Annotated in this window: 14 protein-coding genes; 4 read left to right on the top strand and 10 right to left on the bottom strand. The window is 71.9% G+C overall.

Going from position 1 to position 15,153, the window contains the following annotated elements:
- Positions 1-198: 198 nt before the first annotated feature.
- On the bottom strand, positions 199-1,029 hold the full coding sequence (locus ACIPJI_RS27575) for an alpha/beta fold hydrolase (RefSeq protein ID WP_307705191.1): 831 nt from the start codon (positions 1,027-1,029) through the stop codon (positions 199-201).
- A 237-nt stretch (positions 1,030-1,266) separates the two neighbouring features.
- On the opposite strand from ACIPJI_RS27575, the gene ACIPJI_RS27570 reads away from it, so the two are divergent.
- Both ACIPJI_RS27570 and ACIPJI_RS27565 read left to right on the top strand, forming a co-directional pair.
- Complete coding sequence (locus ACIPJI_RS27570) at positions 1,267-2,160, top strand: RNA polymerase sigma-70 factor (protein ID WP_356620323.1); 894 nt, start codon at positions 1,267-1,269, stop codon at positions 2,158-2,160.
- Positions 2,161-2,409: 249 nt separating this feature from the next.
- Positions 2,410-3,174, top strand: coding sequence for a GntR family transcriptional regulator (locus ACIPJI_RS27565; protein WP_307710272.1), 765 nt, complete (start codon positions 2,410-2,412; stop codon positions 3,172-3,174).
- A 115-nt stretch (positions 3,175-3,289) separates the two neighbouring features.
- On the opposite strand, the gene ACIPJI_RS27560 is transcribed toward ACIPJI_RS27565, so the two are convergent.
- A complete protein-coding gene (locus ACIPJI_RS27560) occupies positions 3,290-4,447 on the bottom strand; it encodes an ROK family transcriptional regulator (RefSeq protein WP_356620326.1) in 1,158 nt (385 codons plus the stop codon).
- A gap of 139 nt (positions 4,448-4,586) precedes the next feature.
- Here ACIPJI_RS27560 and ACIPJI_RS27555 point away from each other — a divergent pair, with 139 nt between their 5' ends.
- Positions 4,587-5,024 carry a hypothetical protein gene (locus tag ACIPJI_RS27555; protein ID WP_356620328.1) on the top strand — a complete coding sequence of 146 codons (438 nt, stop codon included), beginning with the start codon at positions 4,587-4,589 and terminating at the stop codon, positions 5,022-5,024.
- A 54-nt stretch (positions 5,025-5,078) separates the two neighbouring features.
- Here ACIPJI_RS27555 and ACIPJI_RS27550 read toward each other — a convergent pair whose 3' ends face one another.
- The 5 genes from ACIPJI_RS27550 to ACIPJI_RS27530 all read right to left on the bottom strand — a co-directional run bounded on the left by ACIPJI_RS27550 (position 5,079) and on the right by ACIPJI_RS27530 (position 10,622).
- A complete protein-coding gene (locus ACIPJI_RS27550) occupies positions 5,079-6,644 on the bottom strand; it encodes a PQQ-dependent sugar dehydrogenase (protein WP_402249473.1) in 1,566 nt (521 codons plus the stop codon).
- A 163-nt stretch (positions 6,645-6,807) separates the two neighbouring features.
- Entirely contained in the window at positions 6,808-7,473 is a 666-nt protein-coding gene (locus ACIPJI_RS27545; protein WP_402249471.1) for a lytic polysaccharide monooxygenase, read from the bottom strand.
- Positions 7,474-7,769: 296 nt separating this feature from the next.
- Positions 7,770-8,318 carry a G/U mismatch-specific DNA glycosylase gene (gene mug, locus ACIPJI_RS27540; protein ID WP_402249558.1) on the bottom strand — a complete coding sequence of 183 codons (549 nt, stop codon included), beginning with the start codon at positions 8,316-8,318 and terminating at the stop codon, positions 7,770-7,772.
- On the bottom strand, positions 8,315-9,757 hold the full coding sequence (gene purB / locus ACIPJI_RS27535) for an adenylosuccinate lyase (RefSeq protein WP_356620333.1): 1,443 nt from the start codon (positions 9,755-9,757) through the stop codon (positions 8,315-8,317). Before purB ends, mug begins: the two co-directional genes overlap by 4 nt.
- 70 nt (positions 9,758-9,827) lie before the next feature.
- Entirely contained in the window at positions 9,828-10,622 is a 795-nt protein-coding gene (locus ACIPJI_RS27530) for an SGNH/GDSL hydrolase family protein (RefSeq protein WP_402249468.1), read from the bottom strand.
- Between the two features lie 60 nt (positions 10,623-10,682).
- Between ACIPJI_RS27530 and ACIPJI_RS27525 the strand changes: the two genes are divergently transcribed.
- Complete coding sequence (locus tag ACIPJI_RS27525; protein ID WP_402249467.1) at positions 10,683-11,687, top strand: maleylpyruvate isomerase family mycothiol-dependent enzyme; 1,005 nt, start codon at positions 10,683-10,685, stop codon at positions 11,685-11,687.
- Between the two features lie 311 nt (positions 11,688-11,998).
- On the opposite strand, the gene ACIPJI_RS27520 is transcribed toward ACIPJI_RS27525, so the two are convergent.
- The 3 genes from ACIPJI_RS27520 to ACIPJI_RS27510 all read right to left on the bottom strand — a co-directional run bounded on the left by ACIPJI_RS27520 (position 11,999) and on the right by ACIPJI_RS27510 (position 14,939).
- Positions 11,999-13,012, bottom strand: a complete 1,014-nt coding sequence (locus tag ACIPJI_RS27520; RefSeq protein WP_307705185.1) for a hemolysin family protein — start codon at positions 13,010-13,012, stop codon at positions 11,999-12,001.
- Positions 13,009-14,355 (bottom strand): hemolysin family protein, encoded by a 1,347-nt coding sequence (locus ACIPJI_RS27515; RefSeq protein WP_402249465.1) that lies wholly within the window; start codon positions 14,353-14,355, stop codon positions 13,009-13,011. Before ACIPJI_RS27515 ends, ACIPJI_RS27520 begins: the two co-directional genes overlap by 4 nt.
- A 161-nt stretch (positions 14,356-14,516) precedes the next feature.
- Positions 14,517-14,939, bottom strand: coding sequence for a GNAT family N-acetyltransferase (locus ACIPJI_RS27510; protein ID WP_356620338.1), 423 nt, complete (start codon positions 14,937-14,939; stop codon positions 14,517-14,519).
- Positions 14,940-15,153: the final 214 nt, after the last annotated feature.

The raw sequence follows: 15,153 nt of genomic DNA, 5'->3' as shown, positions 1-15,153 counted from the left end.
CGCCGTCGGGCGAGCGGGGTCGTTCGCTCGTCTCCCGCGCAGGCCGCCTCTGTCTCGTGCCGCCGCGGGGCAAGGTCATTCTCCATGCCGCGGGGAGCGCCCGTTCACCGCCGGCTGTCGGCCGCCGCTCTGGTCGCCGAGAATGCCTGCCGCAGGGAGCGGATGCGGCGTACCGGTGGCCGGTGCCGCCAGGCGGATTCAGGCGCTGCCGTCGAGCAGCACCCGCGCCACCAGCGCCGGATCGTCGCTCATCGGGACGTGCCCGCAGCCGGGCAGCCTGACGAGGCGTGCACCTGGGATCACGTACTTGGCGCGCACGCCCTGGCGGCGCAGCAGCAGCCGGTCCTTGGTGCCCCAGCCGATGGTGACGGGAACGTCGCGGATGTCGTCGCGGAACAGCACACCGCCGCCGGCCGCGAGCGTCTCGTGGAAGCCGGTGGCCCCGCGCAGGGCGCGCGTCTCGGCGACGGCGGCCTCGGGCGAACGGCGGCCCGGCCGCGCGTAGATGGTGCTCACCAGTGCCGTACGCCCCACCGCCGACCGGGAAAGCCGCTCGATCACCGGCAGCGGCAGGGACCGTGCACCCACCCGCATGGCCCGCAGGGTGGTGAAGGCGTAACGCCGCTCCGCCTCCGACCAGAACCCGGCCGGGGAGAGCGCGGTCACCGAGCGGACCAGCTTCTCGCGGCCCAACTCGAGGGCGAGCAGCCCTCCGAGGGAATTGCCGGCGACGTGGGGCCGCTCGACACCGAGCGCCCGGCAGAACGCGCCGAGCACCGTCGAGACCGTCGCCAGGTCGTAGGGGAGGCCGTCCGGCAGCGCGGGCGAGGCGCCGAAGCCCGGCAGGTCGACCGCGATCACGTCGCGGTCGGCGGCGAGTATCCCCATCACCGGCTCCCAGGCCTGCCAGTGGTGACCGATGCCGTGGAGCAGCAGCAGCGGCTCGCCGGTGCCCCTGCGCTCGTAGGTGACGGACAGCGTGCGGCTGCCCCGGGCGGTCTCGACGGAGAACGAGATCTCTGCGGCCATGACTGCACGCTCCCTGCGCTGGGATAGACAGACTGTCAGTAACAATTACCGCTCAGTAGCTTGGAGTTCAAGGGGCAGTCTCGGGTCGAGGGGGCATCGGTGGTGCCGCCCCGCCTCATGACCGGGTCCTGCCGCGAGCCGCGGGTCGGCACGGGAGCGGTCCGCCGCTCACCGATGTAGCGCGCGCCGCACAGGAACCTGCTGGACAGCGGGCCCGCCGTCGGCTGGGATTGACGGGTGGCAACAGACACCGTGACCGACCTCTTCGAAGAACACCGGCCCGTGCTGACCGGCGTGGCCTACCGCATGCTCGGCCGCATCGCCGACGCGGAGGACGTGGTGCAGGAGGCCTGGCTGCGCTGGTCGTCCGACCGGCGCGACGACGTGAAGGAGCCTCGCGGCTACCTTGTCAGGATCACCACCCGCCTCGCGATCGACCGGCTGCGGCACGTCAAGTCCCGCCGCGAGTCGTACGTCGGGCCGTGGCTGCCCGAGCCCATCGTCACCGACTTCGGCCCCTCGGTCCCCGACACGGCAGAACGGGCGGTGCTCGCCGAATCCGTGTCGCTCGCCGTGCTCGTGGTCCTCGAGTCCCTCTCGCCGCTGGAGCGCGCGGTGTTCGTGCTCCGCGAGGCGTTCGGCTTCCCCTACACCGAGATCGCCACCACCCTGGAGAAGTCGGAGGCGGCCGTACGCCAACTCGCCGGGCGTGCGCGCAAGCACGTGGAGGAGCGCAAGCACCGGTACGACGTGGATCCGGCCGAATGCCGTGACCTCACGGAGCGGTTCCTGTCCGCCGCCTCGGGCGGCGATCTGGAGGGACTGCTCTCCATCCTCGCCCCGGACGTACGGCTGGTCGGCGACAGCGGCGGCAAGACCAAGGCGCCCCTTCGCGTCATGCAGAGCGCCGACAAGGTCGGACGCTTCCTCGTCGCGATCTCGCAACAGCCGGTTCCGGACCCCGAGATCCGCTTCGTCGAGGCGAACGGGGCACCCGCGATCCTCGTCCTTTCCGGGGGCAAGCCGGACAGCGTCATGCAGATGGAGGTGCTGGACGGACGCATCCAATGCGTCTACATCGTCAGGAACCCGGACAAACTCGCCGCCTTCTCCGGGCTCGACTCGGACTGAGAGCCCTTCTTCGCGCGTCGGACCCCGTGGCCGTTATCCGGTCGCGGGGTCTTGTGCTGCCCGGCGGCACTGAGTACGAAGGCCGCGTGAACGCTGTGCGAATCCGTTCCGCTGCGCAGCGTGACAGCCGCAGGATTGGTCTTGACCAAGGGGGAGGCCCGTCCTATGGTCGCAGGGATAGTGCAGGAACCTTTAATAAACAAGGGCGCGGAAAAGCCGCCGCTGACACGGCGATTGCGGAGGATCAGGGTGGGGACCACGCAGCTGGAACCGGTGCAGGAGCCCAAGTACTGGCACCTGAAGACCGTGCTTGCCGAAGCACTCGACACCGACTTCACCGTCGGCGAGATCCTGCCGAACGAACGCGACCTCGCCGCCCGCTTCGGCGTCGCCCGCGCCACCCTCAGGCAGGCGCTCGAGCAGCTCGAGCTCGAAGGCCGACTCCAGCGCCGCCGCGGTGTCGGCACGACCGTCGCCCCGCCGCGCGTGGGCGTCGACGTGACCACCTCGCGCCAGGACTGGCCCGGCACCGGACACGACGCCTGGCAGGCGGCCGAGTGCACCGTGGCCGTGCCGTCGGCGGCCGTGGCCCGGCTGCTCGACACCGAGGCCGACGAAGAGGTGCACACCGTGCGCCGCCTGAGGGTGAACCACGGCCAGCCCGTCGCCGCCGAACTGCTCTACGTGCCGTCCTCGTCGGTGCCGGACCTCCCCGCCATCGAGGCGCCGTCCGGCCCGGCCCTCGCCCGCAGCGTCCTGCGCGAACTGCAGCGCCTCGACCTCGAGGGCCAGGACCGCGCCGTCGAGCTCGGCTCCGCGGGCGCCGTCGACGCCAGGGAACTGGACCGGCTGCCCGGCGCGCCCGTCCTCGTCGTCACCACCCGGTACTTCTCCGGGGGACGCACCGCCGCGGTGTCCGTCGCGACGTACCGCGCCGACACCTGCCGCCTCACCTTCGGCGACACCGGGGACGTCGAGATCAGCCACGACGGTCAGCAGCGCCGCGCGTCCTGACCCACCGGACCCGGTCCACCCCGGCCCGCCGCAACACTCGGCGGCGGCCTGGGCGGGCACACGTCCCGCGCATCGCGCAGAGGCGCCCTCGATCCGACCCGGCCCGTCGCGTCATTCAGCGGCGGGCCGTCACCGTGCCCTCGACGGCGAAGAGCTGCTCCTCCACGTGGTCCAGCGCCAGCCGCAGCGCGCCGGTCGCCACCGCTGCCTCGCCCAGCATGGACAGCGCCACCCTGGGCGGCCGGAGACAGTAGCGCGCCAGCTCGTCGCGCAGCGGAGGCAGCACCCCGTCCAGGCCGGCGGCCCAGCCGCCGATCACGACCAGTTCCGGATCGAGGGCCAGCACCAGCGCCGCCACATCGTGCACCAGGCGCTTGTTGAACCGCTCGACGGCCGCCAGCGCGCCCTCGTCACCGCTCCTGGCCAGGGCGAAGACGTCCGCCACCGCCTGCTCGTCCAGCGGGTGCAGCGGCTCCCCGGTCGTCGACAGCAGTTTCTCGGGCGTCTCGTCGCGGCCCAGCAGATGCAGCGCGCCGATCTCGCCCGCCGCCCCGCCGTAACCGCGGTGCAGCCGCCCGCCGATGAGCGATCCCGCGCCGGGGCTGAGGCCGGCGAGCACGAAGACGATGTCGTCGGAGTCCGTCGCCGCGCCCTTCCAGTGCTCGGCGACCGCCGCCGCGTTGGCGTCGTTCTCCACCAGCACCGGGCACCGGAACGACCTGCGCAGCCGCTCGCCCAGCGGAAGGCCCGTCCAGCCGGGCAGCGCGGTGGAGAGCCGTACGGTCCCGTCCGCCTCCACGATCCCCGGTGAGCCGACGCCCACCGCACGCAGACCGCTCCGTGCCACACCGGTCCGCCGTAGCAGGTCGGCGACGACCGCCCGGACCCGCTCCAGCCGGTCGTCGGCGCCTGCCCGCTCGGAGACGTCACGCGAACCGGCCCCGATGATGCGCCCGTCGAGCCCCGACAGCAGTGCGGCCACCCGGTGCGCCCCGATCTCGATGCCCAGCAGATGCCCGGCCTCCGCCCGGAACCTGAACCGCCGCGCGGGCCGCCCCTGCTTACGCGCCTCCCCCTCCTCGGGGACGAACTCGACGACCAGCCCCGTCTCGATCAGCCCTTCCACCACACCCTCGACCGTCGGCCGCGACAGCCCGGTGATCCTGGTCAGGTCGGTGAGCGTGGGGGCGTCGGCCCCCCGCAGGGAATGAAGTACCACCGCGGAGTTGATGCGCCGCAGCAGCGACGGATCCCCGCCGGTCAGCCGCCCCACGTGTGTCCTCCCAGTTCGTGCCCCGTGTTGGCCGGATCGTACTCGCTGCGGGCGCACCTCGCGCCACGGGACCGGGACGGGCCGCCGCAGGGCGGGTGACGGTGTGCCAACTGTCAGTGGTGGCAGGTTCAATGGAGACATGACCACGGCACAGCACCTGGCTGCGATCGACCGGTTGCGCGGCCGGGCGTTCCCGGCACAGCGCGGCAGGTCGGAGTTCGGCGACAGCGGGCCCGGCTACCACCTGGCGGAGCTGCGCACGCCGGCGGACGGCCTGGACGCGGCCGAGCGTGCGGACGGCAGGTCGCGCGAGCCGTACGAGGCGGAGTGCGAGGCGCTGGTGGTCGCGTTGAGCAACCGCTGGGGGGAGGGGCAGTGGTTCGCTCTGTGGTCGGTGTTCATCGGGACGATCTGCGGAGAGACGATCCCTCAGCCGTGGGGCGAGCTGAGCCACCGCGTCGAGGACCTGCACCTCTGGCGGGTCGAGGGCCATTGGATAGCGGTGGGCGTCTCACGCGCCGAAGGCGAGGACGAGCACCGGCTGATCGCCGTCGTCACCGACGTCGACCCGCCCTAGGCGTTGTCTGCACATGCCCAGCCCGCATCGGAGCGGGACGAGGGTGACGGCAGCTCAGCGGCCGACGGTGCAGGCGTCCCCGTTCAGCGTGAACCGAGGTGGCGGCGACGCGTCGCCGGTGTGGTCGGCGAGGTACCCCAGGGTGATGCTCGCGCCCGGAGCGATGTCGGCGTTGTACGGGGCATTGGCCGCCGCGATCGTGTTGCTTCCCTGGGTCAGGTCGGTGTTCCAGTCGGAGACGACTCTCTGCCCGAGGGCCAGCGGGAACGCGAGCGTCCAGCCGCTCACCGCCGTGCTGCCGGTGTTGGTGACGGTGAGGTCGACCGTCGTTCCGGTGCCCCAGGTCTTCACGGTGCGGTCCACACGGCAGGTGGGTTCCTCCCGCTGGAACGACACGCGGTGCAGTCCGCCGGGCAGGTCGTTGACCACGTAGAACTCCCCATCCACGGTCGTGCCGATCGACGTCACCTGGGTCGGCATCTCCCCGATCTCGGCCTGTTCGTAGCCGCCGTTGCCGTCGGGGCGCAGTGCCCAGACCGTGGACGAGCAGTAGTCGGTGGCGATGTAGGTGCCGCCGACCAGGTCGGCGTACTGCCGGCCCCGGTAGACGTGGCCGCCGATGACCGAGCAGCCGCCGGTGTAGGGGGAGTAGGTGAAGACCGGTCCGGTGTATGTCTCGCCGGGCGCGCAGTGGCCTCCTTCGAACCTCTCCAGACCCTCGTAGCAGGACCAGCCGAGGTTCAGCCCTCCCTGCCCGGGCGGGAGGTGGTCGATCTCCTCCCATCGACCCTGGCCGACGTCGCCGATCCACATCGAGCCGTCGGCACCGTCGAATGAGAACCGCCACGGGTTGCGTAGCCCGTACAGCCAGATCTCCTCGCGGGCGCCGGGGGTGCCGGCGAAGGGGTTGTCGCCGGGGGCGCAGTAGGGGAGCTGGCCGCACCCGCGGCTCACGTCGATGCGCAGGATCTTGCCCAGCAGGGTGTCCAGCCGCTGCCCGGCGCGGAGGGGGTCCGCGGAGCCTCCGCCGTCGCCGATGCTCCAGTACAGGTTGCCGTCGGGGCCGAACGCCAACTGTCCGCCGTTGTGGTTGCTGTACTCGGCGTGTTCCTGGGACAGCAGGACCTCCAGGCGGGACTCGTCGAGCCGGTAGCGGGCGAGCGTGACCGCGCCGTCGGGCAGGGCCGTGTACGCCAGGTACAGGTCCTGGCTTTCGGCCAAGTCGTTCGGGAGGGCGATGCCGAGCAGGCCGCGCTCGTTGCCCGATTGATCCACGGCCGACGTGATGTCGACGAGCGGTGTCCGGTCCAGGCCGGTGTCCGGGTGGTAGACGCGGACGGTTCCGGGCTTCTCGGTGATGAACAGCCGGCCCGTGCCGTCGTCGGGTGCGGCGAGGGCGGTGGGCCGTCTCAGCCCGGATGCCACTTGGGTGGTGGTCGTGCTCAGCGACGGCAGAGGCACGGGCGCGGTGTCCGCCGCCGCTCCCGGCCGGGGCGGCGCGGTGTCCGCTGTCGTGGAGGGGGCCGCCGCGGCGGACGGGGGCGTGGCGGCGGGCAGCAGGATGAGAGCGGTCGACAGGAGGGCGAGCAGAAAGGGCCCTGCCCAGCGGCGTCTTGGCATGTCGGCTCCGGTGACGAGGATGCGTGGTCCGGTCGGTGGGCGGGTCGCGATGCAGCGGCGGGCGGCGGCCCCCGGCTTCGGGGCCGCCGCTGCGGTACGAGGCACGGGCGGGTTCCGCCGGACGGCGCTCGCCGTCCGGCGGGACGGCTCGGTGGCCGGTGGATCAGCGGAAGTTCACGTCACTGCACAGGAAGTAGGTCTGGTCCATGTGCGAGGCCTGCCAGACCGTGTAGACGACATGGCGACCGCTGTGGCCGGACGTGCTGACGGGGATCGAGTAGTTCTGGCTGGGTGCGTACTTGCCGGTGCGGGCGACCAGCTGGAGGTCGCTCCAGCGCAGCGGCTGGGTGGTGGGGTCGAAACCCTGCCGTGTGACGTACACCAGGAAGTAGTCCGCACCATGGCTGGCCTGGTCGTACAGCTTGACGGTGAAGTTCGGGCCGACGTCCGTGGTCTTCCACGCGCCCACGGTGTCCAGCGAGTTGTAGCGACCGCCTTCGGTCCGGCCGCCGCTGCACAGCTGCCCGTCCGGCACGACCGCCTGGAAGTTGCCGCCGGAGCCGTTGCGGTAGAGGCCGTTCCAGTTCCACATGGCGTTCGGGTCGGCCTGCCAGGCCTGCCAGCACATGGGGTCCTCCTGTGCCATGGCCGGATTCTGGAAGTCGCTGCCCCAGCGCAGCCAGCAGCCGTAGTTGCGCGATGCCGGGTCGACGACCGATCCGTGGGCGACGGCGGTGCCGCTCCAGGGGATCAGGCTGAGCAGCGCCGCGCCGAGGGTCGTCAGGACGAGCGTCAGCCGGCGTCGCTTGTGGTGGTCATGACAATCCATGATCGCCTTCTTTCCGTGGGGGAATGCCGGATTCTTGGGGGTTCCGACGGTGCGGGCGCTCCCGTGAAGGTGTGGGAGCGCTCCCACATTTCCCAGGCTGCGCCTCAGGAAACGGAGCGGCAACGTCTGATTGCGCCACTCTCGCGCCGCGTGGCGCGAAAGTGGCGATCGCCGGGCGGTGCCGTGCCCGGGGCCGATGGCGCGGCGGGCACGGACAGCGGTATCCCGCCCGGGCGGGCCGTGCCGGGGGGACCGGCTGCGGCGCCGGGCGGTGTCCTCCGGTGCGAAGACGACGCTCAGGGCCGGCCGGCGGCCTTCCGCAGCCGGGCGAACTCCTCGGTCATCTTCTGGAGCGTCCAATGGGCATTGAGCCCGCTGGGGTTGGGCAGCACCCACACCCGTGCGCCGCCGATCGTCCGCGGCTGCGGCCCGATCCTGGCGGCCCGCTCCCCGAACGCCGTGCGGTACGCGGTCACGCCCACCACGGCCAGCCACCGCGGCTCCAGCCGCTCCACCTTCGCGGCCAGCAGCCGGCCGCCCTCGCGGAACTCCTCGTCGCTGACCTCGTCGGCCCGGGCGGTCGTGCGTGCCACCACGTTGGTGATACCGAGCCCGTACGTGAGGAGCTCACGCTGCTCCGACGGCAGCAGCCGTCGCGGCGTGAACCCCGACAGGTGCAGCACCGGCCAGAACCGGTTGCCGGGGCGGGCGAAGTGATGTCCGGTGGCACCGGACATCAGGCCCGGGTTGATGCCGCAGAACAGCACGGAAAGGCCGTCCGCGACCACGTCCTCGACGACGCGGTCGCGGGCGGCCTCCAGCTCTTCCGGGGTGGGGCGGGTCAGAGGATCGCGCCCGGGGTGTAGGCGGCGGCCTCCGGGTGCTGCTTGGCGATCTCCTCGACCCTTGAGACCACGGCAGTCACCTGGTCACCGGCGGCACCGGTGAACGACAGCTTGTCCGCCATCAGTTCGTCCAGCTGCGCGCGGTCCAGCGGGATCCGCTCGTCGGCGGCGAGCTTGTCCAGCAACTCGTTGCGCTCCGCACCCTGCTCCCGCATGGCGAGCGCGGACGCGACCGCGTTCTCCTTGATCGCCTCGTGCGCCACCTCGCGGCCGACACCGGCACGGACCGCGCCCATGAGGACCTTCGTGGTGGCGAGGAAGGGGAGGTAGCGGTCCAGCTCACGGGCGACGACCGCCGGGAACGCGCCGAACTCGTCGAGCACCGTCAGGAACGTCTCCAGCAGCCCGTCGAGCGCGAAGAACGCGTCGGGCAGCGCCACCCTGCGGACCACGGAGCAGGACACGTCGCCCTCGTTCCACTGGTCGCCGGCGAGCTCGCCGGTCATCGAGGCGTAGCCCCGCAGGATGACCATCAGGCCGTTGACGCGCTCGCAGGAGCGGGTGTTCATCTTGTGCGGCATCGCGGACGAGCCGACCTGGCCCGGCTTGAAACCTTCGGTGACCAGCTCGTGGCCGGCCATCAGGCGGATCGTCTTGGCCACCGACGAAGGCGCCGCCGCCAGCTGCACCAGAGCGGACACGACGTCGTAGTCCAGCGAACGGGGGTAGACCTGGCCCACCGAGGTGAACGCGTGGCCGAAGCCCAGGTGGGCGGCGATGCGCTGCTCCAGCTCGGCCAGCTTCGCGGCGTCGCCGCCCAGCAGGTCGAGCATGTCCTGCGCGGTGCCGACGGGGCCCTTGATGCCGCGCAGCGGGTAGCGGCCCAGCAGGTCCTCGAGACGCCCGTAGGCGACGAGCAGCTCGTCGGCGGCCGTCGCGAACCGCTTGCCGAGCGTGGTGGCCTGGGCGGCGACATTGTGGGAGCGGCCGGCCATGACCAGCTCCGCGTACTCGCCGGAGAGCTTGCCCAGGCGCGCGAGCACCGCGACCGTACGGTCACGCATCAGCTCCAGCGACAGCCGGACCTGCAGCTGCTCGACGTTCTCCGTGAGGTCACGGGAGGTCATGCCCTTGTGGACGTGCTCGTGGCCGGCGAGGGCGTTGAACTCCTCGATCCGGGCCTTCACGTCGTGGCGGGTCACCTTCTCGCGCTCGGCGATCGACGCCAGGTCGACCTGGTCGAGCACCCGCTCGTAGTCGGCCAGCGCGGCGTCCGGTACCTCGATCCCGAGGTCCTTCTGCGCGCGCAGCACGGCCAGCCAGAGCTGACGCTCCAGCTTCACCTTCTGCTCGGGGGACCAGAGCACGGCGAGCTGCGCGGAGGCGTAGCGGCCGGCAAGAACATTGGGGATGCGAGGCTTCGCAGACACAGCAGTCACGTGTGCAGATTCTACTGTGGGTTTGCGCAGCTCAGCGCCCCGCCCGTGGTTGTAGCTTGCTACGAGGGCCTCAGGCGCCGGCCGACGGCGGCCGGTAGGGCTCGTAAGGCAGCAGGTCGGGCCGCTTCGCGGGCCTGCCGTCGCCGGAGGACCGCCCGGTCAGCCGCCGTCCGATCCACGGCCCCAGGTGCCGGCGGGCGAACTGCGCGTCGGCGACCCGCCGTGCCGCCCAGCTCGACCGGAGCGCCGGCGGCAGCGGTGCCTGCCAGTCGTCCTCGGCCTCCAGGCCGAGCGTCTGCCAGACCGCCTCCGCGACCCGGCGGTGCCCCTCGGCCGTCAGATGCAGCCGGTCCACGTCCCACATCCGCTGATCGCCGAGAGCCGGGGAGCCGTAGAGGTCGACGACGAGCGCGCCGTGCCGTGCGGCGAGCGAGTCGACATGGGCGAACAGCTCCTCCATCCGCGGGCGGAACCGTTCCATCACCGGGCCCTGGCGGCCGGGGCTGCGCATCAGCACCAGCTGCCTGCACGACGGCGCGAGCTTCTCCACCGCCTCCTCAAGAAGATCGCGCACCCGCACCATGTCGCACTTGGGCCGCAGGGTGTCGTTGAGTCCGCCGACGAGGGTGATCACATCGGCGTTCATCGAGGCGGCGACATCGACCTGCTCGGCGACGATCTGTCCGATCAGCTTGCCGCGCACCGCGAGATTGGCGTAGCGGAAGCCGGGGGTGCGGGCCGCCATGCGGCCCGCGAGGACGTCCGCCCAGCCGCGGTAGGAGCCGTCGGGGAGCAGATCCGACATGCCCTCCGTGAACGAGTCGCCGACCGCGACAAAGCTGGTGTAGTTGGCACTGATCTCCATGGCGCAGCGATCCTACCGTGCGGTAGGGTCCGTCGGTTCCGTACCCGGAGGGGAGCTTTCGTGAGTGACGCGCTGCTCAACGCACTGGCCGAGGCGCTGGCCGAAGTGGTGACCCTGATCGACACCTGCGACGACGACGTGCTCGACCCGGACACCGCGGTGAAGTGGCTCGAATCCACCGCGTTCCTGCTGGACAGGCTTCCTCCCGCGGACCGCCGCGAGCTCGCGGAACGCGTCCGCGCGGCGGCCGGACGCCACCCGGAGGGCGGCTGGCGTGACGGCCTGCTCCGGGTTCCCGACAGCTTCGGCCTCGACGACGACCAGCACGAGCGGTACTGCGAGTCCATCGCGCACGTCGTGGCCGAGTTCACAGCGGCGGTACGTGACGCAGACCTGGCGACGCCCGTTCCCACCTGCCCCGGATGGACCCTGGCCGATCTGGTCAAGCACCACGGCACGACGCACCGCTGGGCGGAGCACGTCGTGCGGACCCGGGCCACCGAGCGCGTCTGGGCGCGTGAAGTGCCCCTCGACCTGCCGGACGAGCCGTCGGCGTACCCGCAGTGGATGGCCCGCGGCGCCGAGTCCTCCCTGCGCACCCTGCGCGCGGTGGACCCGGACCTTCCCATGTGGTCCTACGGCGCGGACCAGCGGGTCGCCTTCTACCCACGGCGGCTGCTCTTCGAGGCGGTGATCCATTGCGCCGACGCGCAACTGGCCCTCGGGCAGGAACCCCGCGTCGAGCCGGGCACGGCGGCGGACGGTATCGCGGAGTTCCTCGAGAACCTGCCCTGCTACACGTGGATGATCGAGCAGTTGGCGCCGCAGGTCGGCGGCTCCGTCCAACTGCTCGCCCGGGACACCGGCGCGGCCTGGACGATCACCTTCGGCGCTGCGGGCTTCTCATGGACAACGACCGCGGAGGCGGCCGACGTCACGGTGACCGCGGACGTGGCCGACCTCCTGCTCCTCGTCTACGGCCGCCGCCGGCCGGACGAGGACCGCTTCACGGTCCGGGGTGGGGGCGCGGTGCTGGACGCGTGGCTGGGCTCCACGGCGATGTAACCGCCGCGCGGGCGTCTTTTGCGGCCCGCGCCTTCCCGCTGTATCGACGTGCGGCTCCGCCCCCGGGCCCCCGCCCGTCAATCTCCCGTCCGGCCTGGCGGCCGTGGGAGGTGCCTCCGGCGAGGCCGGAGTTGCCGGCGGGCTGGTTTCGCGGAGCGAGCGCCCGGCGATTGAGGGCACCGCGCGGAGCGCGGTACGGCTCCGGGGCTTGCCCGCCACGTGGCGGAGCCGCATATGGGTACAGCGGGAAGGGGCGGGGTGGGGAACGGCCCGCCGCAGGCGCGACCGCTCGGCGCGACCGCCCCCGCCCGTCAGCCCGGCTTGCCCACCAGCTCCCGCAGGATGTCCTCCATCGTGACCAGGCCCTCCGGCCGGCCGTTCTCGTCGAGGACGGCCGCCAGGTGCGTACGGCTCCGGCGCATCGCCGTGAGGACGTCGTCGAGCGGGGTCGTCGCCCGGACCCGGGCGATCGGCCGCATCGCCGACACGGGGAACGGCACGTTCCTGGGCGCCGCGTCCAGGGCGTCCTTCACATGGAGGTAGCCGAGGATGCGCCGTCCCGTGTCCACGACCGGGAAGCGGGAGAAGCCCGACTCCGCGGAGAGCCGCTCCAGCTGTTCCGGCGTCGTACCGGCCTGGGCGTACACCACGCGCTCGATGGGCATCACCACGTCGCGCACGGGCCGGCGGCCGAGTTCGAGCGCGTCCCGCAGTCGTTCCGCGGAGCGGTCGTCGAGCAGGCCGGCCTCGCCGGCGTCCTGCACCAGGTTCGCCAGTTCGTCGTCGGAGAACGTGGCGGTGACCTCGTTCTTCGTCTCGACCCGCAACAGCCTCAGCAGGCCGTTGGCGAAGGCGTTGACCATGAAGATGACCGGCCGGAGGGCACGTGCGAACGTCACCAGCGGCGGGCCGAGCCACAGCGCGCTGCGCAGCGGTTCAGCCAGCGCGATGTTCTTCGGCACCATCTCGCCGAGCAGCATGTGGAGGTACGTCGCGAGCGAGAGGGCGATGACGAACGAGATCGGGTGGACCGCACCGTGCGGCACGCCCATCGCGTCGAAGACAGGCTCGAGCAGGTGCGCGATGGCCGGCTCGGCGACGATGCCGAGGACCAGCGTGCACAGCGTGATGCCCAGCTGGGCGGCGGCCATCAGGTCAGAGACGTGCTGCAGACCCCACAGGACGCTGCGGGCCCGGCGGTTGCCTGCCTGGGCCTCCGGTTCGATCTGACTGCGGCGGACGGAGATCAGCGCGAACTCCGCGCCGACGAAGAAGGCGTTGACGACCAGGGTCAGGAAGCCGATGAAGAGCTGGATCGCGATCATCGTCCCGCCTCCTGGATCTCGTCGGCCGTTTCCGCGGTCGCAGGTGGCGCGTGCATCAGCACTCGCGCCGCCCGCCGCCCGGAGGCGTCGACGACGTCGAGCCGCCAACCGTCCATGTCGATGCGGTCGCCTTCGGCCGGGATGCGTCCCAGCTCGGTGGCGACGACTCCGGCGAGCGTCTCGTACGGACCGTCGGGCACCCGGAGGCCGATGGCCGCCAGCTGGTCGGTGCGCGCGGCGCCGTCGGCGGACCACAGGAGCCGTCCGTCGGCGTCCTCGCCCGCGGGCGCCAGGTCGGGTGTCTCGTGCGGGTCGTGCTCGTCGCGGACCTCGCCGACGACCTCCTCCACGATGTCCTCCATCGTCACGACACCGGCCGTGCCGCCGTACTCGTCGATGACGACGGCCATGGTGGACCTGCCCTGGATCCGGTCGAGCAGCCGGTCGACCGTCAGTGACTCGGGCACGAGGACCGGTTCCCGCAGCAGTTCGGAGACGCGCAGGCGCCGGCGGTGTTCCGCGGGCACGGCCAGGACGTCCTTGATGTGGGCGATGCCGACGACGGTGTCCAGGTTGCCCCGGTAGACGGGGAAGCGGGACAGGCCCGTGGCGCGGGTCGCGTTGGCGACGTCCTCGGCCGTGGCCTGCACCTCGAGGGCCGTGACCTGGACCCGGGGGGTCATCACGTTCTCCGCGGTGAGTTCGCCGAGGCCGAGGGTGCGGACGAACAGTTCCGCGGTGTCCGCTTCGAGCGCGCCCTCCTTGGCCGAGTGGCGGGCCAGTGCGACGAGCTCCTTGGGGCTGCGGGCGGAGGCGAGCTCCTCCGTCGGCTCCATGCCCAGCCGCATCACCATGCGGTTGGCGGTGTTGTTGAGATGGGAGATCAGGGGCCGGAACGCGGCCGTGAAGATCCGCTGCGGCGTGGCGACCACCTTGGCGACGGCGAGCGGGGAGGAGATGGCCCAGTTCTTCGGGACGAGCTCGCCGACGACCATCAGGACGACGGTCGACAGGGCCGTGCCGATGACCAGCGCGGCGGACGACGCCACGGAAGGGGAGAGGCCGAGGTCCTCGGCGGGTCCGCGGATGAGCGCGGCGATCGACGGCTCGGCGAGCATGCCGACGACCAGGTTGGTGACGGTGATGCCGAGCTGTGCGCCGGAGAGCTGGAACGTGAGGCTGCGTACGGCCTTGAGCGCGCCGGCAGCGCCTCGTTCACCACGCTCCGCTGCTCGTTCGAGATCGCTGCGCTCGACCGTCGTGAGCGAGAACTCGGCCGCGACGAAGGCTCCGCACGCGACGGAGAGCAGTACCGCCACGGCGAGCAGAAGCACTTCGGTCATCGGTTCACCTCCATCCCATGATCCGGCAGGGGGAGAAGGTTTGCGCGATGTCGGCTACTAGGAGGCTCGCCCATGGGCGGACGCTCACACCTTTCGTACGGGAAGTGGACAGTGCACCCATGGTAAAGGACGGGCAAAGGGGCGGGGGTGGGCGGTGGAGGTCAGGCGAACGGTTTGACCCAGCGGCGCCAGTGGTCCTCGCGCACGTATCCGGCGGACGTCCACGCCCGGTGAGCCTGCTCGTTGGCCTCGAGGACCATCGCGTCCCCGCGGCGGCCGCCCACCGCGGCGAACCGCTTCTCCGCCGCGGCGAGCAGGGCCGTCGAGATGCCGCGCCGGCGGTGGGAGGGCAGCACGGCCAGCCGGTACAGGGAGCAGCGCCAGCCGTCGTAGCCGGCGATCACGGAGCCCACGAGCACGCCGTCCCACTCGGCGAGGATGAGCGCCTCGGGGTCCCTGTCGATGAGCCGCGTGACGCCGTCCACGTCGTCCGTGATGCTGGTGCCCTCCGCGGCCTCCTTCCAGAAGGCCAGCACGGCCTCGGCCTCGTCGGGAGCGGCGTTGCGTATGCGCAGGTCGGTCATGGCTGCGAGCCAAGCACGCCCGCCACCGGCCCCGCCACCGTCTTTCCGCGCTGTGAGACGGCGGGAGGCGCGGGCGGCCCGGTCGTGGCGCCGCATGTTCGCGACGGTCCGGTGGCTCCTGGTCCTGACGGGGCCGGTGGTTCTTCGCGGCGCGGCACTTCCGCCGACGCTTGCCGGGCAGCCCTTGCCGCTGCTAGCAGCTTCGCGCTAGCTT

It is taken from the genome of Streptomyces sp. NPDC086835 (assembly GCF_044745705.1).
Taxonomy (GTDB): domain Bacteria; phylum Actinomycetota; class Actinomycetes; order Streptomycetales; family Streptomycetaceae; genus Streptomyces.
This window is presented reverse-complemented; position numbering and strand designations above follow the sequence as displayed.

Excerpts from the sequence above, each read along its gene's own strand:
- ACIPJI_RS27575 (WP_307705191.1), bottom strand. The coding sequence starts at position 1,029 with ATGGCCGCAGAGATCTCGTTCTCCGTCGAGACCGCCCGGGGCAGCCGC.
- ACIPJI_RS27555 (WP_356620328.1), top strand. The coding sequence starts at position 4,587 with ATGACCACGGCACAGCACCTGGCTGCGATCGACCGGTTGCGCGGCCGG.
- ACIPJI_RS27550 (WP_402249473.1), bottom strand. The coding sequence starts at position 6,644 with ATGCCAAGACGCCGCTGGGCAGGGCCCTTTCTGCTCGCCCTCCTGTCG.
- ACIPJI_RS27545 (WP_402249471.1), bottom strand. The coding sequence starts at position 7,473 with ATGGATTGTCATGACCACCACAAGCGACGCCGGCTGACGCTCGTCCTG.
- ACIPJI_RS27520 (WP_307705185.1), bottom strand. The coding sequence starts at position 13,012 with ATGATCGCGATCCAGCTCTTCATCGGCTTCCTGACCCTGGTCGTCAAC.
- ACIPJI_RS27515 (WP_402249465.1), bottom strand. The coding sequence starts at position 14,355 with ATGACCGAAGTGCTTCTGCTCGCCGTGGCGGTACTGCTCTCCGTCGCG.
- ACIPJI_RS27510 (WP_356620338.1), bottom strand. The coding sequence starts at position 14,939 with ATGACCGACCTGCGCATACGCAACGCCGCTCCCGACGAGGCCGAGGCC.
- ACIPJI_RS27530 (WP_402249468.1), bottom strand. The coding sequence starts at position 10,622 with ATGGAGATCAGTGCCAACTACACCAGCTTTGTCGCGGTCGGCGACTCG.